At 71.6% G+C, this 20,031-nt stretch carries 15 protein-coding genes; 8 read left to right on the top strand and 7 right to left on the bottom strand.

What is annotated here, in order from left to right; translation table 11 throughout:
• The first annotated feature begins 76 nt into the window (after window positions 1-76).
• The 3 genes from LQ326_RS11305 (at window position 77) to LQ326_RS11295 (ending at window position 6,052) form a co-directional block, all read left to right on the top strand.
• Window positions 77-1,549, top strand: a complete 1,473-nt coding sequence (locus LQ326_RS11305; RefSeq protein WP_234535255.1) for an ABC transporter permease — start codon at window positions 77-79, stop codon at window positions 1,547-1,549.
• 279 nt (window positions 1,550-1,828) lie between these two features.
• Complete coding sequence (locus LQ326_RS11300) at window positions 1,829-2,512, top strand: ABC transporter ATP-binding protein (RefSeq protein WP_234535253.1); 684 nt, start codon at window positions 1,829-1,831, stop codon at window positions 2,510-2,512.
• 231 nt (window positions 2,513-2,743) lie between these two features.
• Window positions 2,744-6,052 (top strand): S8 family peptidase, encoded by a 3,309-nt coding sequence (locus LQ326_RS11295; protein WP_234535251.1) that lies wholly within the window; start codon window positions 2,744-2,746, stop codon window positions 6,050-6,052.
• A 78-nt stretch (window positions 6,053-6,130) separates the two neighbouring features.
• Here LQ326_RS11295 and LQ326_RS11290 read toward each other — a convergent pair whose 3' ends face one another.
• Window positions 6,131-7,033 carry a helix-turn-helix transcriptional regulator gene (locus LQ326_RS11290; RefSeq protein ID WP_234535248.1) on the bottom strand — a complete coding sequence of 301 codons (903 nt, stop codon included), beginning with the start codon at window positions 7,031-7,033 and terminating at the stop codon, window positions 6,131-6,133.
• Window positions 7,034-7,207: 174 nt separating this feature from the next.
• Here LQ326_RS11290 and LQ326_RS11285 point away from each other — a divergent pair, with 174 nt between their 5' ends.
• A complete protein-coding gene (locus LQ326_RS11285; protein ID WP_234535246.1) occupies window positions 7,208-8,251 on the top strand; it encodes an NAD(P)-dependent alcohol dehydrogenase in 1,044 nt (347 codons plus the stop codon).
• Window positions 8,252-8,358: 107 nt separating this feature from the next.
• On the top strand, window positions 8,359-8,742 hold the full coding sequence (locus tag LQ326_RS11280; RefSeq protein ID WP_234535245.1) for a VOC family protein: 384 nt from the start codon (window positions 8,359-8,361) through the stop codon (window positions 8,740-8,742).
• Here the strand turns inward: LQ326_RS11280 and LQ326_RS11275 are convergent.
• Both LQ326_RS11275 and LQ326_RS11270 read right to left on the bottom strand, forming a co-directional pair.
• Complete coding sequence (locus LQ326_RS11275; RefSeq protein ID WP_234535243.1) at window positions 8,724-9,524, bottom strand: type 1 glutamine amidotransferase family protein; 801 nt, start codon at window positions 9,522-9,524, stop codon at window positions 8,724-8,726. The genes LQ326_RS11280 and LQ326_RS11275 overlap by 19 nt on opposite strands.
• 34 nt (window positions 9,525-9,558) lie before the next feature.
• Complete coding sequence (locus tag LQ326_RS11270; RefSeq protein WP_234535241.1) at window positions 9,559-10,665, bottom strand: serine hydrolase domain-containing protein; 1,107 nt, start codon at window positions 10,663-10,665, stop codon at window positions 9,559-9,561.
• A 473-nt stretch (window positions 10,666-11,138) separates the two neighbouring features.
• Here LQ326_RS11270 and msrA point away from each other — a divergent pair, with 473 nt between their 5' ends.
• Both msrA and LQ326_RS11260 read left to right on the top strand, forming a co-directional pair.
• Entirely contained in the window at window positions 11,139-11,651 is a 513-nt protein-coding gene (msrA, locus tag LQ326_RS11265; protein WP_234535239.1) for a peptide-methionine (S)-S-oxide reductase MsrA, read from the top strand.
• Between the two features lie 258 nt (window positions 11,652-11,909).
• The gene (locus tag LQ326_RS11260; RefSeq protein WP_234535237.1) at window positions 11,910-12,407 is read left to right on the top strand and encodes a hypothetical protein; all 498 of its coding nucleotides are present in this window, start codon (window positions 11,910-11,912) and stop codon (window positions 12,405-12,407) included.
• Window positions 12,408-12,438: 31 nt separating this feature from the next.
• Here the strand turns inward: LQ326_RS11260 and LQ326_RS11255 are convergent, their stop codons facing one another.
• The gene (locus LQ326_RS11255) at window positions 12,439-13,437 is read right to left on the bottom strand and encodes a threonine ammonia-lyase (RefSeq protein ID WP_234535234.1); all 999 of its coding nucleotides are present in this window, start codon (window positions 13,435-13,437) and stop codon (window positions 12,439-12,441) included.
• A 153-nt stretch (window positions 13,438-13,590) separates the two neighbouring features.
• Entirely contained in the window at window positions 13,591-14,877 is a 1,287-nt protein-coding gene (locus LQ326_RS11250; protein WP_234535233.1) for an ATP-binding protein, read from the bottom strand.
• 456 nt (window positions 14,878-15,333) lie between these two features.
• On the opposite strand from LQ326_RS11250, the gene LQ326_RS11245 reads away from it, so the two are divergent.
• Entirely contained in the window at window positions 15,334-16,848 is a 1,515-nt protein-coding gene (locus LQ326_RS11245; protein WP_234535231.1) for a lysyl oxidase family protein, read from the top strand.
• Between the two features lie 159 nt (window positions 16,849-17,007).
• Here the strand turns inward: LQ326_RS11245 and LQ326_RS11240 are convergent, their stop codons facing one another.
• Together LQ326_RS11240 and LQ326_RS11235 are read right to left on the bottom strand one after the other, a co-directional pair.
• Complete coding sequence (locus LQ326_RS11240; protein ID WP_234535229.1) at window positions 17,008-18,642, bottom strand: M48 family metalloprotease; 1,635 nt, start codon at window positions 18,640-18,642, stop codon at window positions 17,008-17,010.
• A 187-nt stretch (window positions 18,643-18,829) separates the two neighbouring features.
• Window positions 18,830-19,948 (bottom strand): hypothetical protein, encoded by a 1,119-nt coding sequence (locus LQ326_RS11235; RefSeq protein WP_234535226.1) that lies wholly within the window; start codon window positions 19,946-19,948, stop codon window positions 18,830-18,832.
• Window positions 19,949-20,031: the final 83 nt, after the last annotated feature.

Raw genomic sequence — 20,031 nt, 5'->3', positions numbered from 1 at the left:
GCCCGCGTACAGCCTTCTCATGCATCTCTTATTTGGGCCTTATCGAGCCATCACGGTGCGTCCCTACCTTGCGGTCATGTTCTTCACCTACCTGAGGCGCGAACTGCGCCGCCGCAGAAAGGCGGCTCTCGTCGTCGCCTCCGGCCTCGCGCTGGGCATCGCACTGGTCATCGTGGTCAACTCCGTGTCCAACGGCATGGGCAAGGCGCAGGACAAGGTCCTCCAGTCGCTGTACGGCCTGGGTACGGACATGACGGTCACCAAGGCCGCGTCGGCGTCCACGGGCGCCTCCCAGCGTCCCCGCTTCAACTTCGACGCGCAGAACAACGGCTCGTCGAGCACGCAGAGCAGTGACCGCGTCGTGGTGCAGGGCTTCACCACCCTCGCCGCCACCACCGTCACCAAGGTCGGCGACCAGAAGGGCGTCGCGACCGCGGTCGGCGGGCTGAACCTCAACGTGGTCAAGATCAGCGGCCAGTTCACCCGGGGTCAGTTCCAGCAGAACCCGGGGTCCGGCGGAAACGGCGGCGGCTTCGGCCGCGGTGGCGAAGGCCAGCCGCAGGGTGAGGTCAGGGGCGGCGGCGCCAACTTCGACGTCAACTCGTACACGGTCTACGGCACCGACGTCACCCGGACCGGCATCGGCCCGCTGACCTCGTCGAAGATCACCAGCGGCCGTACCTTCAAGACCACCGAGACGAACGCCAAGGTGCTGGTCGCCGACTCGGCGTACGCCAAGCAGAAGAAGTACAAGGTCGGTTCGACCGTCACCATCAACAAGGTCAAGTTCACGATCATCGGCATCGCGACGGCCGACAGCGGTGACGCGGCCGCCAACCTGTACATGCCGCTGAAGCAGGCGCAGACGCTCGCCGACGAGAAGAACAAGGTCACCACGATCTACGTCAAGGCGACCGACTCCAAGCAGATCTCCTCGGTGAAGAAGACCATCCAGAGCAACGTCTCCGGCACTACGGTCACCACCTCCGCCGACCTCGCGGACACGGTCTCCGGCTCGCTGTCCACGGCGTCCTCGCTCGCCACCAACGTCGGCAAGTGGCTGTCCATCGCGGTGCTCGTGGCGGCGTTCCTGGTCGCCGGCCTGCTCACGTCCTCGGCGGTCTCCCGCCGCGTCCGTGAGTTCGGCACGCTGAAGGCGCTGGGCTGGAAGTCCGGCCGGGTCACCCGGCAGGTCGTCGGCGAGGCCATGGTCAACGGTCTGGTCGGCGGTGCGCTCGGTATCGCGCTCGGCCTGGCCGGCGCGTACGTCGTCACCTCGATCAGCCCCACGCTGGAGGCGTCCCTCGGCGGCGGTGGTGGTGGCGCCGGTGGTGGCGGGTTCGGCGGCGGTGGTGGCGGCGGCTTCGGCGGCGGTCCCGGCCGGCAGGCCGCCAAGACCCTGGAGGTCGCCCTCACGGCCCCGGTCAGCGTCACGACGATCGTCCTGGCGGTGGGCCTCGCGGTGGCCGGCGGCCTGATCGCGGGCGCGTTCGGCGGCTGGCGCGCGTCGAGGCTGCGGCCTGCGGACGCGCTGCGGCGGGTCGAGTAGCCGACGTCGGCTGTGGCTGGGGCGGGGGTGGGGACGCTCACCGGCGCCGGCAGGGTGCCTCCCCCAGCCTTCGGCCGGGGGGACCCCCAGCGCCCACCCTCCCCCACGCTCGGCTTCGCTCGCGCGGGGGGACCCCCATCGCCCAGCGGCACGACTGCCCGCGGCTTATGAGACACGGCTGGACAGCGCGCCCCTTCAGGGGCGCGGGGAACTGCGCGAACAACCCCCACCGGCCCGCAGCCGACAACCGACCGCCCCCCAATACCTCCAGGAGCCACCATGTACGAACTCAGAAACGTCACCAAGCTCTACGCACGCGGCAAGGACATCGTCCGGGCCCTCGACGGCGTCGACCTCACCATCGCCGACGGCGACCGCCTGGTCATCCAGGGCCCCACCGGCGGCGGCAAGTCCACGCTCCTGCAGATGCTCGGCGGACTGGACCGCCCGACCTCCGGCGAGGTCGTCCTCGACGGCACCGACCTGGCCAAGCTCTCCGAGGCGAAACTCACGTCGGTCCGCAGCGCCGGCATCGGCTTCGTCTTCCAGTCGTTCAACCTGATCCCGACGCTCACCGCCCAGGAGAACGTCGAGACCGCCCTCGTCCCGCTCGGCGTCAAGACCAAGGAACGGCGTGAACGCGCCGCCGAGGCGCTGACGTCGGTCGGTCTCGGGGAGCGCCTCGGCCACCTGCCCGGTGAGATGTCCGGCGGCCAGCAGCAGCGCGTCGCCATCGCCCGGGCCCTGGTCAAGCAGCCCAAGGTGCTGCTCGCCGACGAGCCCACCGGCAACCTCGACGAGGGCATGCGCGACGAGATCATGGACGTACTGGACCGCATGTGGAAGGAGCACGGGCTGACCTTCATCATGGTCACGCACGACTCCGCGATCGCGAAGAAGGCCCCGCGCCTGGCGACCATCCGCAAGGGCAGGATCACCGTCAAGGAGAACGCGGGCGCATAACACCGGTGCGGCCCGTGCGACCGCGCGGTTGTGTAACGGTGTTCGCCCCGGCGGGTAACAGTTCTCACGTACTCCTCTCACCGGTCTCTCATCTATTGAGCTCGCTGATCACCCCCCGGCATACTCCGTGTTCCGGGGGGTTGACGCATGTGCGTACGAGGCTTGCCCCGGCCGGGTGAACGGGGAATTCGCCCGGGACACCGTCTCCCAGGGGGAGTCTTGCGCAGACAAGTGAAAAGAGCCGCCGCGGCCACAGTGGCCGCGGCGGCGGCCGTCGCGCTCGCCGCGGGCATGACCAGCCCGGCCTCGGCGAAGCCGGAACCGCGCGCCGCCACGGCCGCGGCCGCCGCGTCGCTCACGGCCAAGCACCATGTCACCCTGATCACCGGCGACCGGGTCGCCCTCGACGCCAAGGGGCGCGTCGTCGGCCTGGAGCGGGCCGAGGGACGCCAGCACATACCGTTCCGGATCAGCAAGGTCGACGGGCACACCCTCGTCGTCCCGGGTGACGCCGTCCAGCTGGTGGCCTCCGGCAAGCTGGACCGACGGCTCTTCGACGTCACCGAGTTGAACAAGGCCGCGACCCGCAGGGCGCAGAAGAACGGCCTGAAGGTCATCGTCGGCTACAGCGGTGCCGCCACCGCGACCAAGGCCGACGTCCGGGACGCGGGCACCCTGCGGCACAGCCTGAAGGCGCTGAACGCGGACGCCGTGCAGACCCCGGTCAAGGACACGCCGGAGCTGTGGGACGCCGTCACCAACGGGGACAGGGCGGCCTCCGGTATCGCGCACGTCTGGCTCGACGGCGTCCGCAAGGCCAGCCTGGACAAGTCCGTGCCGCAGATCGGCGCCCCCACGGCGTGGGCCGCCGGTTACAACGGCAAGGGCGTGAAGATAGCCGTCCTGGACACCGGTGTGGACACCACCCACCCGGACCTCAAGGACCAGGTGATCGAGTCCAAGAACTTCACCTCGGCCGCCGACGCCTCGGACCACTTCGGCCACGGCACGCACGTCGCGTCCATCGCGGCCGGCACCGGCGCCAAGTCGCACGGCAAGTACACGGGTGTCGCGCCCGGCGCGAAGATCCTCAACGGCAAGGTCCTGGACGACACCGGCTCCGGTGACGACTCCGGCATCCTCGCCGGCATGGAGTGGGCGGCGGCCGAGGGCGCCTCCGTCGTCAACCTCAGCCTCGGCGGGTACGACACCCCGGAGATCGACCCGCTGGAAGCGGAGGTCAACAAGCTCTCCGAGCAGAAGGGCATCCTGTTCGCGATCGCCGCGGGCAACGAGGGTCCCGAGTCGATCGGTTCGCCGGGCAGCGCCGCCGACGCGCTCACCGTCGGCGCCGTCGACGGCAACGACAAGCTGGCCGACTTCTCCTCCACCGGCCCCGCCGCCGACGGCTCCATCAAGCCGGACGTCACCGCGCCCGGCGTCGACATCACCGCGGCCGCGGCCAAGGGCAGCGTCATCGACCAGGAGGTCGGCGAGAACCCGCCCGGCTACCTGACCATCTCCGGTACGTCGATGGCCACCCCGCATGTCGCGGGCGCCGCCGCCATCCTCAAGCAGGAACACCCCGACTGGGGCTTCCAGGAGCTGAAGGCGGCCCTCACCGGATCCGCGAAGGCCGGCAAGTACACGCCGTTCCAGCAGGGCACGGGCCGGATCGCCGTCGACAAGGCCATCAAGCAGACCGTCATCGCCGACCCGTCATCGGTGAACTTCGGTGTGCAGCAGTGGCCGCACACCGACGACACCCCGGTCACCAAGCAGCTGACGTACCGCAACCTCGGCACCAAGGACGTCACCCTCAGCCTCGCGGCGACGGGCACCGACCCCAAGGGCGCGGCGGCCCCGGCCGGCTTCTTCACGCTGGGCGCGACCAAGGTGACCGTACCGGCGGGCGGCCAGGCCACGGTCGGCCTCACCGTCAACACCAAGCTGGGCGGCACCCTGGACGGCGCCTACTCGGCGTACGTGACGGCGACCGGCGGCGGCCAGAGCGTCCGCACGGCGGCCGCGGTCCAGCGTGAGGTGCAGTCGTACAGCGTCACCGTCAAGCACATCGGACGCGACGGGAACCCGACCGGTGTCTACAGCACCGACCTGGCGGGCTACTCGGGCCTCGGCAACGGCCGCGACTACACCGTGCCGGTCTCCGGCACCGGGACCGCCACATTCCGGGTGCCCAAGGGCACGTACCTGCTCGACGCCTGGATCGCCAAGGACTTCACCACCTTCGACGGCGGCATCGACTGGCTGGTCAACCCGAAGCTGAGCGTCACCAAGGACCTCACGCTCACCATCGACGCCCGCACCGCCAAGTCCGCCGACATCACCGTGCCGGACACCCAGGCCACCCCGCACTCGGCGACCGTCGACTACATGTACGAGCCGGCCGGCGTCGGGTTCGGCATCGGCTTCGACACCTTCGACAAGATCCGGGTCGCACCGCTGGGCGGCGAGGTCGCGAGCGGTCTGACCCAGACCTGGAGCGCCCAGTTCACCAAGGGCGCCGACGAGGAGTACGACGTCGCCACCAGCGCCCAGGTCAAGAAGCTCCAGGGTGACAAGGTCCGGCACTTCAAGACGAGCGAGCTCGCCACGGTCAGGAACTCCGTGGGCGCCTCGGCCGCCAACAAGACCGGCTCGGTCGCCCCGTGGGGCGTCATCGGCGACGACCTCGTCATGGGCGACGCGGTGGAGCAGAAGCTGCCCGGCACCCGCACCTTCCACCTCTCCACCACCGACGGCGCCCAGTGGGCCTTCGACTTCACCCAGTACACCGGCCACGACGCCCAGGGCCTGCCGATCGCCGACGCCTTCTACACGGTGGACGACGTGAAGGCGTACAAGGCCGGCCAGTCCTACCGGAACACCTTCAACACGGCGGTCTTCGGTCCGCACCTGGGCAGCCAGTACGGTCTGTTCCGGACCGACAACCAGATCTTCGGCATCGTCCCGCTGTTCTCCGACAGCGCCAAGCACCCCGGGTCGTCCGCCTTCCTCTCGGTGAACACCACCCTGTACCGCAACGGCACCAAGGTGGCCTCCAACCACGACCCGCTCTTCGGCGACGGCGTGTTCACGGTGCCCTCCGGTGACGCCGAGTACAAGCTGACCACCTCGGTCATCCGCTCGGTCAAGGTCGCCGCCGCCTCCACCCGGATCGACGCGAGCTGGACCTTCCACTCGAAGAAGCCCGGGAGCAGCAGCCCGCTGGCCCAGCTCCCGGCCTCCACGGTCCACTTCGGCGCCCAGACCGGCCTGGACAGCCGCGTCGCGGCGGGCAAGACCGTCACCTTCCCGGTCACCGTCGAGGGCGCGGCCGCGGGCCGCAACCTCAAGTCCCTCACGGTCTACGTGTCCTACGACTACGGCCAGACCTGGAAGAAGCTGACGGTGAGCCACGGCAAGATCACCGTCAAGAACCCGGCCAAGGGCAAGGCCATCTCGTTCCACGCCAAGATCGCCGACAAGAAGGGCAACAAGTCGACGATCTCCATCTACAACGCGTACTACGCCAAGTGAGCCGTAGCCGCTGAGTAGCACCCAGCGAGCGGCCCGCCGGAAGCGCGGCTTCCGGCGGGCCGTTCTCCATGCCCGCGCTCAGGGCGCCGGGGTCGCCCGGCTGGCGTCGGTGCCCCAGCTGGCCAGCAGACGCAGCGCCTCGGCGGACGCCGAGCCCGGCTCCGCGTGGTACGTGATCAGGGCCTGGTCCTGGTCACCGGCCATGCGGAACGACTCGTAGTTCAGGAACAGCTCACCCACCAGCGGGTGCTGCATCCGCTTCATCCCGTACGACTTCTCCTTGACGTCGTGGGTCGCCCAGAGCCGGCGGAACTCCTCGCTCTTGACCGAGAGCTCGCCGACCAGCGCGGACAGCCGGGGGTCGTCGGGATAGCAGCCCGCGTCCATCCGCAGCTGGCACACGATGTCGATCGCCTTCTGCTCCCACTCCACGAACAGCTCGCGGTAGTCGGGCCGCAGAAACGTCAGCCGGGCCCAGTTGCGCTCCGCCGCCGGCAGCTCCCCCCAGTCGCCGAAGACCGCCGCCGCCATCCGGTTCCACGCCAGGATCTCCGAGCGCCGCCCTACGATGTACGCCGGCACGCTCTCCAGCGAGTCCAGCAGCTGTCCGAGCGACGCCCGCACCTGCTGGGGCCGCGCCGACGCCTTCTTCTTGTGCTGCTTGCCCTTGGCGAGATGCGTGAGATGCGCGTGCTCCGCGTCGGTGAGCCGCAGCGCGCGGGCGATCGAGTCCAGCACCTCCGCCGACACGTTCTGCCCGTTGCCCTGCTCCAGGCGCGTGTAGTACGCCACCGACACCCCGGCCAGCTGAGCCAGCTCCTCGCGCCGCAGCCCCGGCACCCTGCGGTGCCGCCCGAAGTCCGGCAGCCCCACGTCCGACGGGCGCAGCCGGGCCCGCCGGGTGCGCAGGAACTCACTGAGCTCGGCACGCCGGTCCAGGGGCACGGTGGGGGAGGCGGGGGGCAGGGGCCGGTCTTCCATACCTCCAGTATTCACGGTCGTACGCACCGGAACCTGACCCCGCCAGTGGTAGGCACGGCAGACGTACGCAGAGGCGGGGGCTGGGTGACGGACGTAGCGTGGAGGACTCTGGAAGGGCACCCGGGACGGAAGAAGGCGACCGGGCGCGAAGGACATCCCTAGGAGAGCCCCCTCATGACCACTGTTGCTGCTTTTGCCGCGCCCGCCGCGAAGGCCCCGCTGGAGCGGACCACGATCGAGCGGCGCGCGGTCGGCGAGTCCGACGTCCTCATCGACATCGAGTTCGCCGGTATCTGTCACTCCGACATCCACCAGGCCCGTGAGGGCTGGGGTACGGCGATCTTCCCGATGGTGCCCGGTCACGAGATCGCCGGCGTCGTCTCGGAGGTCGGCCCGGGTGTCACGAAGTACGCGGTGGGGGACCGGGTGGGCGTCGGCTGCATGGTCGACTCCTGCCGCACGTGCGACAACTGCAAGGCCGGTCTCCAGCAGTACTGCACCGGCGGTGGCCCCACCTGGACGTACAACGCCGTCGGCAAGGACGGGCAGCCCACCTACGGCGGCTACGCGCGGAAGATCGTCGTTGACGAGAACTACGTCGTCCGCATCCCGGACGGCCTTCCCCTCGACGTCGCCGCCCCCCTGCTGTGCGCCGGCATCACCACCTACTCCCCGCTGAAGCACTGGAACGCCGGTCCCGGCAAGAAGGTCGCGGTCGTCGGTCTCGGCGGCCTGGGCCACATGGGCGTGAAGATCGCCGCCGCCCTGGGCGCGGAGGTCACCGTCCTGTCCCAGACGCTCCGCAAGAAGGACGACGGCCTGAAGCTGGGCGCGACGCACTACCACGCGACCAGCGACCCGAAGACCTTCCAGGACCTCAAGGGCACCTTCGACATCATCCTCAACACAGTGTCGGCGCCGCTCGACTTCGACGGCTACCTGTCGCTGCTGCGCACCGACGGCGCGATGGTGAACGTGGGCATCCCGGAGGAGCCGGTCCGTATCCTCCTCTCCTCCGTCTTCGGCCACCGCCGCGTCCTGAGCAGCTCCAACATCGGCGGCATCCCGGAGACCCAGGAGATGCTCGACTTCTGCGCCGCGCACAACCTGGGCGCCGAGATCGAACTCATCAACGCCGACCAGATCAACGAGGCGTACGACCGGGTCGTGCGCAGCGACGTCCACTACCGCTTCGTGATCGACACGGCGACGATCTGAGTCACTCGGGTCCGCGGAGCGGATGCGGGGACTCCGGCGAGCACCAGCCGAGGTCAGCCTTACCTCGGCTGGTGCCGGGGGTAGGTTGGACAGGAGGAGGTGCCACGATGACCGTGAATCTGAACCACACCATCGTCGCCGCACACGACAAGCACGCGTCGGCCAGGTTCCTCGCCGACATCCTCGGCCTTCAGGTGAGCCCTGAATACGGCCCGTTCGTCCCGGTCGCGGTGCCGAACGGCGTCACCCTCGACTACATGGACACCCCCGGGAAGATCCCGTCGCAGCACTACGCCTTCCTGGTCTCCGAGGACGACTTCGACGAGATCTTCACCCGGGTCCGGGAGGCCGGCCTCAGCTACTGGGCCGACCCGTCCCACAGCCGTCCCGGGGAGATCAACACCAACGACGGCGGCCGCGGTGCCTACTTCGACGACCCCGACGGCCACCGCCTGGAGATCCTCACCCGCCCCTACGGCAGCGGCGGCTGACCCAACGGGACGGACTCACCGGGCGCGTACGACCGTACGACCGCACCCGCCCCGCCACCGCTACGCGCGTCACCTGTGCGCACGTCGCCGTCGTCCGCCGGCCGTACGACATGGACGCGCCCGCGGCCGCCGACCCGGCCCCGCCCGTCCGCCACCTCCAGCACGGTGTTCTCGTCGATCGCCACGCCGTACGGCACCGACCCGCGGGCCACGGCCGCGACCAGCCGCCCCAGCGTGCCCCACTGGGCCGCGTGCACGTCCACCGCGAACGGGACCAGACCGAGGCCCGGCCGGACCTCGACCTCTTCCAGGTCCTCGGCGGTGTCCGGCGGGCAGACCGGGACCCCGTCCGTCAGCCAGCCGCCGACCACGGCCCGCCGCGCGGCGAGCACGGCACCGGCGGAGAACCCGGCGTACGGGATGCCGCGCTCGGCGAGCAGCCCGGTCAGCCGCTCGGCATCCGCCGCGAACGCGTCCTGGTACGCGGGCGTGAGCCCGCCGCACACCAGCAGCCCGCCCACGCCGTCCGCCGACGGGGCGTTCTTCAGCAGGTCGTCCGGCTCGAACCGCCCGCCGAGCGGCACCAGCAACGGCACCGGCACACCCGCCCCGGCCCCCGCGCTCCGCAACGCCTCCGCGTACCGGGCGAACTGCTTCTCGCCGTCCCCCTCGTCGACGAGCACACATCCGATACGGCGGCCCTCACCCACGGCCCGCAGGAACGGCCCGTACACCTCGGGCGCGTCCCAGCCCCCACCGATGAGGAAGACCCCACCGTTCATTCCCTCTCCTCCTTCTCCTCGGTCTCCGGGCCGCTCAGGCCCGCAGTCCCTTGATGCCGTCCTGGGCGGCCATGACCAGCTCGATGCCCCGGTTGTCGGCGGCCGGCTCGCGCATCTGGTTCGTCACGTACGCCATCGCCAGCCGCTCGTCGGGGTCGACCCAGACGAGCGCGCCGCCCCAGCCGCCCCAGCCGAGGGCGCTGCCGAAGAGGCCGTAGCCGAGGCCGTAGCGGGCCGGCATGCCGAGGACGCGGTCCTCGCCCTCGAACTGCACCTGCCGTGCCCGCTCACACCCCTCGGGGGACAGCACCCGTACCCCGCCGACGGTCCCGCCGCAGGCCAGCAGGGACTGGACGAGGGCGACCGAGCGGGCGTTGCCGTAGCCGCTCGCGGCGGGGATCTGCGCGCGGCGCCAGGCGAGGCTGTTGCCGTCCCGGACCCGGAGGGCGGTCGCACGGGTGGGGGCCGCGTCCCGGCCCGACGCGCCGGCCGTGTAATCCTCGTCCTTGCCGGGCGGCGGCACGGCCGGCGCCACCCGCCGGTCGTCCTCGGGGCCGAGGCCGATGTGGAAGTCCGCGCCCAGCGGCCCGGCCACCTCCGCGGCGAAGAACTCGCCCACACTCCGCCCGGTGATCCGGCGCAGCACCTCACCGACCAGAAAACCCTGGGTGAGCGAGTGGTATCCGGCCGCGGTCCCCGGCTCCCACCGCGGGGCCTGCCCGGCGAGCCGGGTGGTGGCGGTCCCCCAGTCGTACAGCTCTTCGACCGGCCCCTCCCAGTCGGGCAGGCCGGCGGTGTGCGACAGCAGATGCCGTACCAGCACGTTCCGCTTGCCGGCCGCGGCGAACTCGGGCCAGTACCGGGCGACCGGCGCGTCCGGGTCCAGCCGGCCCCGGTCGATCAGGACGAGCGCGCACAGCGCGGTCATCGTCTTGGTCACGGAGAACACGTTGACGATCGTGTCCCGCTCCCAGGCCCGCTCCCGCCCGGCGTCGGCGAACCCGCCCCACACGTCCACCACCGGCTCCCCGTCGACGAAGACGGACACGGCACCTCCCACGTCGCCGTCGTCGAGCAGCGCGGCCAGGGCGGTGGGCACGGCGGTGAACAACTCGTCGTAAGAGCCATGGATGTCGGCCATGCACGCCATTGAGCCCGCGGGGGCGGGCCGCGGCAACCGAATATCGGCCCGGAAGGCGGCGGGCATGGTCCGGTACGGGGTCTCCGGTCGGTGGCCGGCGGTCGGTGGCCGGCGGCGCGCTTCGCGCGGGCGCCGAGTCGGAGCACCTGCCGCGGGCGCCGCGGGCCGAGCTGGAGCACCTGCCGCGGGCCGCGGCGCAGCGAGCCGCTCGACGGCCCGCGCGTGCGGCATCCGGACGAGCTCCCGGGCCCCCTTCGAAGGTCCGTCGGAGGTCAGCCGAAGGTCCGCCGGAGAGCCGGACCCGCAGCCGCCCCTTGATCCGGGCAGTGCCCGGCTGAACAGGCACGGGGCGCGGAATCGCCAGGGGTCCGCACGCGTTGAGGGGGGTGGCACCGGAAGACGACGGTGTGCGGGCCGAGAAGCCCGAGTCACCAGGCCGAGAGTATGGGCCGACGAGTATTGGAGGGGCCGCGATGACTGCGCAGACGCAGCGGGCCGTGCTGGCGGGCGGATGTTTCTGGGGGATGCAGGACCTGATCCGCCGGCTCCCGGGCGTGACGGCGACCCGGGTGGGTTACACCGGGGGAGACGTGCCGAACGCGACGTACCGTAACCACGGCACGCACGCGGAGGCCATCGAGATCCTTTTCGACCCCGAGAAGACCGACTACCGCGCGCTCCTGGAGTTCTTCTTCCAGATCCACGACCCGAGCACCAGGAACCGCCAGGGCAACGACATCGGCCTCAGCTACCGGTCGGCGATCTACTACGTGGACGACGAGCAGAAGCGGATCGCCGAGGACACCATCGCGGACGTGGACGCCTCGGGGCTGTGGCCGGGCAAGGTGGTCACCGAGGTGGAGCCGGTCGGCCCCTTCTGGGAGGCGGAGCCGGAGCACCAGGACTACCTGGAGCGCTACCCGGACGGCTACACCTGCCACTTCCCCCGCCCGGGCTGGAAGCTGCCCGCACGCGCGGAGGGCTGACCGCGAGACGGCCCGGCGAACGGCGGAGCCCCACGGCCGCGGCTCCGCGACCGGGCCACGACTCCGAAACGGGCGGTGGCTTCGTGACTGGGGCGTCGCTCTGGGACGGGCCGTGGTTCCGGGACGGGCTGTGGTTCCGGGACGGGCAGTGGTTCCGGGACGGGCTGTGGCTCGGCGACTGGGCGGTGGTTTCGTGACACTGGGCCGTGGGCCGACCCGGCGCGGGTCCCGGCGGTGCCCGCTTGGGACACTGTCGTCATGGACACCACACCCGAGCAGATCAGCGCCCGGACAGCGGCCGCCTGGACGGTCGCGCTGGCGGTCCTCGGAGGATTCACCGGCTACGCGTGGGACGGCCCGTTCCTGGCCGTCACCTGTGCCCTTTCCCTGGCGGGCGGCGGTGCGGTCGGCACCGTCCTGTCCCGCCGCCGGATCATGACGGCCGTCCAGGAGGGCCAGGGCAAGGCCGCCGCGCTCGGATACGCCGACGCCGTCGCGGACATGATGGTGCTCGGGATATCGGCATACAGGGCCGCCGTCTTCCCGCTGTCCGGCCCCGACGCGGTGGACGCGGCCGAGCGCGTGGCGCGCCGCAAGGCCGCCTACCGCCTGACCGCCGCCGACGGCCTCCCCCACCAGATCCGCGAGGCCGCGGCCGCCGCCCTCGAAGCGATCGACGACCGGGACGGCCACCGGACCCGCTCCGCCATGGAGGACCTCATGCAGGCTGTCCGGAAGCAGCGTCCGGCCCTGTGAACGACACCCCCCGGGGCGACGAGCTCTGCGCCTAGTCGTCGCGACAGCGCCGGCTCTCGTCTGCGAAGGCCGCACCGACCCACCGATGGTAGGTGTCCACGTCGACGTTGCTGCCGCACACGATGGTGACCACGTGCCGGCCGGCGAAGCGTTCGCGGTCTTCGAGGATCGCCGCGAGACCGAGTGCGGCCGACGGTTCGACGACGAGGCCGGCGTGGTCGAGGAGCATCCGCATGCCGGTGACGATCGACGCCTCCCGCACCAGGACGGCGTCGTCGGCGACCAGGAGGAGGTCGTCCAGGACGGCCGGGATGGGACGCCGGCCGGCCACGGCGTCGGCGATGGTGTCGACCGGGCCGGTGGTGACGACGCGCCGCTCGCGCCACGAATGCGCCATCGCCGGTGCGCCCAGCGGCTGGACGCAGATCACCTCGGCATCGGGCGCCGACTCCTTCACCACATGCCCCACACCGGTGGCCAGCGCCCCACCGCCGAGAGCGACCAGAACGGCGTCGAAAGAGGGCGCGGCGTCCACCAGTTCCAGGCCGATGGTCGCCGCGCCCTCGCAGGTCTCGATGTCCAGGCTGTCCTCGACCAGCCGGATGCCGTCGCGGTGCGCGATGGCCGCCGCCCGGTCACGAGCCGTCTCGTGGTCGCCGTCCACGAGTTCCAGCGTGGCCCCCAGCGCGCGGATACGGTCGAGCTTGGCCGCGGTCGCGAAGCGGGAGGCCACGATGGTCACGTCGAGTCCGCGGCGGCGACCGGACCAGGCGAGGGCCTGGCCGAGGTTGCCCGAACTCGCGCACACCACGGCCGGCGACCCGTGCTCGGCGAGCAGGCTCGCGACCACCTCGGTGCCGCGCGCCTTGAAGCTGCGGACCGGATTCGCCGTTTCGAGCTTGATGCTCACCGCGCACCCGAGGACGGGTTCCAGCGCCTCGCAGCGGTACAGCGGAGTGTCCAGAAAGACCGGGTCGATCATCCGGCGAGCCGCCCGGATCCGGGCGGTGTCGAGGCGCGTCTCCCGCATGACACGCCAGCGTAGCGCCGCCGGCGCGGCGCCCGGCTGAGAACGCCGCCGGCGGTCACGTGCGACGAGGACCTGAACGAGGGGCTGCGGGGTGCCACCGTGGCCGTCTCCCCGCCCGTGGCTTCACGTCGTCCCATGGCCGGCCGGCACAGGTCAGAGCCGGCTGTACTTGTCGATGTCCTCGGTGAACTCCTCGATCGTGTGCGGGGTGAGGGTCGGCCGGGTGTCACCGATGGCGGTCATGTAGTCCTCGGTGGTGGCCGCTCGCCCCTGGCGGTGCGTGACCTCGTATTCGAACGCCGCCTGGGCGCCCTTGCGGGCGGCGAACTCGATGTCGGCGGGCGTGAACAGCTCGCTGGCCTCGACCAGTTGGCCGAGATCCACCGAGTCGGCCGGGGCCCTGAGATAGCGGGCCCAGATCGCCGCGCGGGCGGTGGGGTCCGGCGGGCCGATGGGGATGACGTAGTCGAACCGGCCCGGTCGCAGGAACGCCGCGTCCAGGGAGCGCACCGAGTTGGTGGCGCAGGCCAGCAGCCGCGCGTCGTGCTCGCGGAAGACGGGGATGAGCTTGAGCAGTTCGTTGGTCACCCCGTGCCCGGGGTCGACCGCCTTCCCGGAGCGCACACCGGCGATCTCCTCGACCTCGTCGATGAAGAGCAGCACGGAGTCCAGTTCCGCCAAGTCCGCGAAGGCCTCCCGCAGCGCCACGGCCAGTCCCTCGTTCGTGTCGGCCGCGAGCCGGGAGGGGAAGAGCTCCACGAACGGCCAGCCGAGCCGCGAGGCCACCGCCTTGGCGAAACTGGTCTTTCCGGTGCCGGGCGGGCCGAACAGGATGATCGACTTGGGCGGGGCGACGCCGTAGCGGTCCGCCAGCGCCGGCTCGGTCAGCGGCAGTACGACACGGCGTTCGACGATCTCCTTCTCCCGCTCCATGCCGGCCATGGCGTCCCAGAGCCCCTCGGGCAGCAGACGTCCGCCCAGCGCGGCGAGGACGTCGGCGTTGGCGGCTCCGGGCGGTTCCAGCTTCTCGTAGTAGGTCAGGTCGGCGCGGGAGTGGTAGCCGGAGTTCTCCAGCGCCTTCGCCCCGGCGGCGCCGGGCGGCAGCAGGGCGCTGACGTGGCGTACGCCCAGTGCCCGCAGCCGCCGTTCCAGCTCGGTGAGGAGCGCGCTGCCGATCCCGCGCTCCCGCCATCGTGAGGCGAGCGCCACCAGCAGGATCCATCCCCGCTTGTCGTGAGCCTGGGCCACGGCCATGCCCACCAACTGGTCACCGACCACCGCGACCACCGCCGTCTGACCGGTCTTCGCCGCGGCCATCACCTCGGAGACCGGGAACACCCGGTGCTCGTCGGCCTGGCGGCTCTGGTCCCAGATCTGAACGGCCTGGTCGAGATCGTCGTCGTGATAGTCACGCAGATGCCAAGCGGGCATCGCCACCACCTCACGGGCGCGGAATTCCCATTGTCCCCTATGCGACTTTTTGTGGCGAACCCGGTCGACCCCGCGTGACCGCCCCGGCCACGGTGACCGAGCACCGGACGCGTGGTCCGGCACCAGCCGCTCCGGCCGACGCCACCGCGCGCCTGGACGAGCGTCCGGCCGCCACCTGATCGGCCTTCTGCCGGGGCCACGCCGATGCGGCTGGCCTGTGCCGCCGCGTCACCCACAGGCCGGGGCCCGCGCCGGTCTCCGTGGTTCTCTCCGGCGCGGCCGAGGAGGAGCGGCCGTCGATGACGGGGCTGACAGAGGGCCAAAAAGCCGAAATCCAGGGCGACTTCTGTTTGCCAGGCAACCTGAGCCGCCTTCTCACCCTGTTCACAGATGACACACAGGCACCTCTTCGCGTGCCTGTACGACGTGCACTGCTCGTCCCGACCAGACGCAGAAAGAGCACCCATGACCAGACACCACCCCAATGCCGTACGGCGCTCGGCGATCACTGCCGCTGTCGCCCTGACCGCCGTCGCCACCGGTACTCTCGCCGCCCCGGGCGCCGGGGCGGCGACCCAGGCGGGTACGCCGAAGCTCGCGCTGATCGCCGCGTCCCCCTCGGTGACAGTCGACCGATGGGACGGGGAGCCGGGGGTCTACCTGGACCTCGGCACCTACATCACGGTCGACGGGGGACCACTCGAACTGCGGGTGACGCGCAAGTCCTACAACGACCCCGTCGTCGCGTCGCAGGTGATCCGCTCCGGTGGCCGGACGCTGACCAAGACCCTGCCGAAGGGCCTGGTGACGGACTTCTCGGGGCTGCCGGGCTTCCTGAACGTCGCCATCAGCGACGCGTCGGGCGCGAAGGTGGCCGACACCACGCAGTCGTTCTGCCCCAACAACCGGGCGGGCCGGATCCGGCCGGACGCCGCGGCCACCTCGAAGTACCCCGACGGCTGCTCGGACAACCCGTTCACGCTCGGCGGGGTGTGGGGGGTCGACAAGGGCTGGGCGGCTGCCACGTCCCAGGGCTTCCGTGACAGCAACCCGATCGACCTGCCGGCCGGCGTCTACACCGCGAAGGTGTCGGTGGCGAAGAAGTACCGCACCCTGTTCGGCATGGCGGACAAAACCCAGACCATCAAGGTGACGGTCCGCGAGCAGACCTCTGGCGGGGGCCAAGGGCTCACCGGTCTCAGGCGCGGGCAGAAGAACGTGTCGAAGAGCCCGAAGCCGGCCGCCACCCGCCCGGCCGGCAGGGCGGCCGTCCCCGCCGACGCGCCCAAGCCCGACCTGCGTGCCCTCCCCGCGTACGGCATCGCGATCACCGACGGCGGCGGCGAGGGAGCCGCCCCGGGCAAGGACTACCTCGCCTTCAGCGCCACCGTCTGGAACGGCGGCCCGTCGCCGCTGGTCGTGGACGGGTTCCGTAAGCCCGGCGCGGAGAAGATGGACGCGTACCAGTACTTCTACGACAGCAAGGGCAAGCAGATCGGGTACACGCCCACCGGCACCATGGAGTGGGACCCGCGGGAGGGCCACCAGCACTGGCACTTCAGCGACTTCGCCAGCTACCGGCTGCTCGGCGCGGACAAGAAGGAGATCGTCCGCAGTGGCAAGGAGGCGTTCTGCCTGGCCAACACCGACGCCATCGACTACACCGTGAAGAACGCCAACTGGCACCCGTACAACACCGACCTCGCCACCGCCTGCGGTGAGGAGACCGCCGTCTCGGTGCGCGAGGTGCTCGACGTCGGAAACGGCGACACCTACAGCCAGTACCGGCCCGGTCAGTCCTTCGACGTCACGAATCTGCCGAACGGGACCTACTACATCCAGGTCATCGCCAACCCCGACAACCGGCTCAAGGAGCAGAGCAAGACCAACAACGTCACGTACCGCAAGGTCGTCCTCGGCGGCACGCCGGGGGCCCGTACGGTGACCGTCCCGAAGTACGGCCTCATCGACGCACCCTGACCGCCCGGCGGGCGGGGGCGGACGCCTCCGCCCGCTCAACAGCACGGGAACGGCGGCGCGGTGCTCGATGCACCCGACGCCGATTCCGAGCCGGCCGCCCCGGGCGGCTGAGGCCCGGCCAGGGGACGGCCCCGGATCCCGTTCGCGTCGGCGGGCGGGTCAGGCCGGCTGCGGGCTCGGTGGCAGCAGGGCTCGCAGCGGGCCGGTGTCGGGGTGGTCGGCCAGCGCGGCGGCCACCGCGGCGTGGAACGCGCCCTCCGTGCCCGCCTCGCCGTCGAGGTCGGACGCGGAACCGGGCAGCCGTACCGCCGCCGGCCGCGACCAGGAGAACTCCCAGTTCAGCAGGGACTGCGCGCTGAACTCGGCCAGCACCATGCTCCGCAGCGAGTCCCGCAGCACCGGCCGTACGGACTCCCGGAACGCCGGATCCGGTGCCGTCGCCGCCTGCTCGGACAGCGGCAGCCGCCGCGCCAGCTGCCACAGCCGGCCGTCGTCGATCACGCTGAGCAGCGCGGACAGCGTCGGCCGGTCCCCGGTGTGCAGGGCGATCGCCCGGTGCAGCGGGGTGTCGAGCGAGGCCAGCCCCACCGCCATCGACGAGCTCAGCAACTGCTCCCAGTCCCCGGCGCGCTCGAACTGCCGTACGTCGTCGGTCAGCGCCGCGTCCTCCAGCGCCGCCAGGGTCCGGCCCGGGTCGGCGAGCAGCGCGAGGGCCGGGCCGGTGTCCTGCGTGCCGCGCCCGTCGGCGGGCAGTGCCTCGATCCGCCGCACCCGGTCGGAGATCGGCGGATGCGAGCCGTACGGCGACGCCGGCTCCGTCGGCAGCTCCTCCCGCAGTCCCGCCAGCTCCGCCTCGCGTGCCGTCAGCATCCGCCCGAAACCGCCGAAGTACTGACCGCGCGGCGGCAGCCGCCGGGCCGCGAGGCCCAGCGTCGCGTACGAGTCGAGGTAGAAGCCGTGAGCGGCGGAGAGGAGCTGGAGCTCGCGGAGCGCCGAGGCGGTCGCGTCCCGGCCGGCGACCCGCGCGGCGGTCAGGTCGGCGGCGTACTCCTGCGCGCGGGCCGTCGTCAGCGTGGCCCGCATGTAGAGCTTCGCGTACGCCGTGTAGACCGTCGCCATCAGCCGGTACGTGATCCCGGCGCCGACGGTGTCGATCTCCTTGGCCCGCTTGCCCTTCGCGGTCCGTCTGGCGGCGGCCTTCTCCTGCCGGGCGCGCTCGGCCGCCGCCGTGCTGTCGGCCCGCGCGTGGAAGTGCCCCACGGTCCGCCCGATCTGCACCCGGCCGCGCACGGCGAGCGCCGACAGCCGGGTGTCTCCGCCGGTGAAATGGCCGTACTCATGGGCGAGTACGGCCTTCAACCGGGCCTCGGTCAGCCCGGTCAGCAACGGCACACCCAGGTAGAGGCGGCGGGGTCCGGGGCGCAGGCCGAGCAACCGGGGCTCCTCGCTGACCGCCGCGTTGACGTCCCCGGTGAGCACGACGGCGTCCGGCGCGCGGGTGCCCGTGGCCGCCGCGAGCTCCCGCAGCAGAGCCCACAGCCGGGGCTCGTCGGCCGCCGTGACCGGGAGGCCGGGCGGAGCCTCGCCCTTGGGGGTCCGCAGCATGAACATGCCCCTGACGACCGGGACCGCCAGCAGCAGGGAGACGATCACGATCTTTCCGGCGAAGGCGTCGGGCGCCCACTCCACCGCCGCCACGTCGACGACGGCCGCCACCGCCAGCAGGACGAGGCCCAGCAGATAGAAACCACAGAGCAGGACAAGGGCGCGCAGCGCCCGCAGAGTTGCGCCCATCGGGCAGATCCCCCCACAGGTCCCCGGGAACGGGGAACCGGAAACGACACGGAGAACGAACGGGAACGTGGGGGATGCGGAGCCGGTCAGGCGCCCTCGGTGTGCCGCGCCCGAAGGGGCCTGCGGAACCGCGCGGCCGGCCCCCACCGGCCCGCAGCCGACACGCGCGTGTCTTCTTGCCGGCCCCTCAGCTGTGCAGCGTCGCCGGGCTGCCCCCGTTCGCCTCGTAGCCCGCCACCGCCAGCGCGCGGTAGAGGGCGAACTCGGCGGCCGGGTTCGCCGACAGCGTCCAGGGCAGGGCCCCCACATGCCCGTCGACGTGTATCAGCTCGGCCATGGCCTCCGCCCAGCGCTCCGAGCGCACCAGGAAGAAGACCAGCAGATGCCGGACGTGCGCGAGCATCGGGTCGTCCTCGCGGGCCGAGTGCACCGCGTGCAGGGCACCGTGGACGGCCTTGGTGACGACCTCGCTCTGGTAGAAGCTCGCCACCAGGTTGACCTCGGGAAGGTGCTCGAAGACCGCGAACAGTGGCATCGCGGCCAGCAGCGAGCCACGCGGGGCACGGGCGGCGGCGGCCTCGGCGAAGGAGTACGCCAGCTCGCGCGAGCCGTGCCACTTCTCGCACCAGTAGTGCAGCGCCGCCAGGTGCGCCCCCATGTGCGCGGGCGCGCGGTCCAGGATCTTCAGCCACAGCTGCTCGAACTCCGGCTGCGAGTAGTTCAGCCCGCGCGCCACCGACAGCTCGATGATGTACGGCACCGGGTCCCCGGGGGAGAGCAGCGCCGCCTGCCCGCAGGCGTCCCTGGCCTCCTCCATGATGATCCGGAAGTCGTCGGTGCCGGGCGTCGACGTCCGCCACGCCTGCTGGACCAGGAACTCCGCGTGCACGGCCGCACCGCCGGCGTCCTTGGGCTGCTCGGCCCGCCAGACCCGCAGCCACTGCCCGCCCGGCGTCTCGCTGACCCCGCCCGGCCGCTCCTGGAGCTCCAGTGCCGCCGCGCCGGCGAAGGCCTGCACGCGCTGCCAGCGCAGCTCGCCCGCGATCTCCGTGCCCGCGAGCAGCTGCGAGGCCGCGCGGTAGTCCTGGGTGCGCTGCACGACGTCCAGTACGTCCAGCAGGTCCTGGTCGGGGCCGGGCATGCGGATGTCCAGGTCCTCCTCGCGCACGAAACCGTAGTCCGCCGGGTCGGCGGCGTCCGGGTGGCTCGGGTGGACCCGCTCGATCATCCCGCGCCGCCGCCGCAGAACGGGGAGCAGCGCGAAGCTCAGCAGGAGCGCCGCCATCAGGGCCCAGAGAATCGCCATGCGTCAAGCGAACCAGACGGCGCCGACAATTGGCCAACCGGTCCCCTGACCTGTGGACAACCGAAGGCCTCTGCTGTGGACGA

The sequence above is a fragment of the Streptomyces shenzhenensis genome (assembly GCF_021462265.1).
GTDB classification, from domain to species: domain Bacteria; phylum Actinomycetota; class Actinomycetes; order Streptomycetales; family Streptomycetaceae; genus Streptomyces; species Streptomyces shenzhenensis.
The sequence above is the reverse complement of the archived record's forward strand: the minus strand, read 5'-3'. Positions and strand labels throughout refer to the sequence as shown.

Excerpts from the sequence above, each read along its gene's own strand:
- LQ326_RS11305 (WP_234535255.1), top strand. The coding sequence starts at position 77 with ATGTTCTTCACCTACCTGAGGCGCGAACTGCGCCGCCGCAGAAAGGCG.
- LQ326_RS11300 (WP_234535253.1), top strand. The coding sequence starts at position 1,829 with ATGTACGAACTCAGAAACGTCACCAAGCTCTACGCACGCGGCAAGGAC.
- LQ326_RS11290 (WP_234535248.1), bottom strand. The coding sequence starts at position 7,033 with ATGGAAGACCGGCCCCTGCCCCCCGCCTCCCCCACCGTGCCCCTGGAC.
- LQ326_RS11285 (WP_234535246.1), top strand. The coding sequence starts at position 7,208 with ATGACCACTGTTGCTGCTTTTGCCGCGCCCGCCGCGAAGGCCCCGCTG.
- LQ326_RS11280 (WP_234535245.1), top strand. The coding sequence starts at position 8,359 with ATGACCGTGAATCTGAACCACACCATCGTCGCCGCACACGACAAGCAC.
- LQ326_RS11275 (WP_234535243.1), bottom strand. The coding sequence starts at position 9,524 with ATGAACGGTGGGGTCTTCCTCATCGGTGGGGGCTGGGACGCGCCCGAG.
- LQ326_RS11270 (WP_234535241.1), bottom strand. The coding sequence starts at position 10,665 with ATGGCCGACATCCATGGCTCTTACGACGAGTTGTTCACCGCCGTGCCC.
- msrA (WP_234535239.1), top strand. The coding sequence starts at position 11,139 with ATGACTGCGCAGACGCAGCGGGCCGTGCTGGCGGGCGGATGTTTCTGG.
- LQ326_RS11260 (WP_234535237.1), top strand. The coding sequence starts at position 11,910 with ATGGACACCACACCCGAGCAGATCAGCGCCCGGACAGCGGCCGCCTGG.
- LQ326_RS11255 (WP_234535234.1), bottom strand. The coding sequence starts at position 13,437 with ATGCGGGAGACGCGCCTCGACACCGCCCGGATCCGGGCGGCTCGCCGG.
- LQ326_RS11245 (WP_234535231.1), top strand. The coding sequence starts at position 15,334 with ATGACCAGACACCACCCCAATGCCGTACGGCGCTCGGCGATCACTGCC.
- LQ326_RS11240 (WP_234535229.1), bottom strand. The coding sequence starts at position 18,642 with ATGGGCGCAACTCTGCGGGCGCTGCGCGCCCTTGTCCTGCTCTGTGGT.
- LQ326_RS11235 (WP_234535226.1), bottom strand. The coding sequence starts at position 19,948 with ATGGCGATTCTCTGGGCCCTGATGGCGGCGCTCCTGCTGAGCTTCGCG.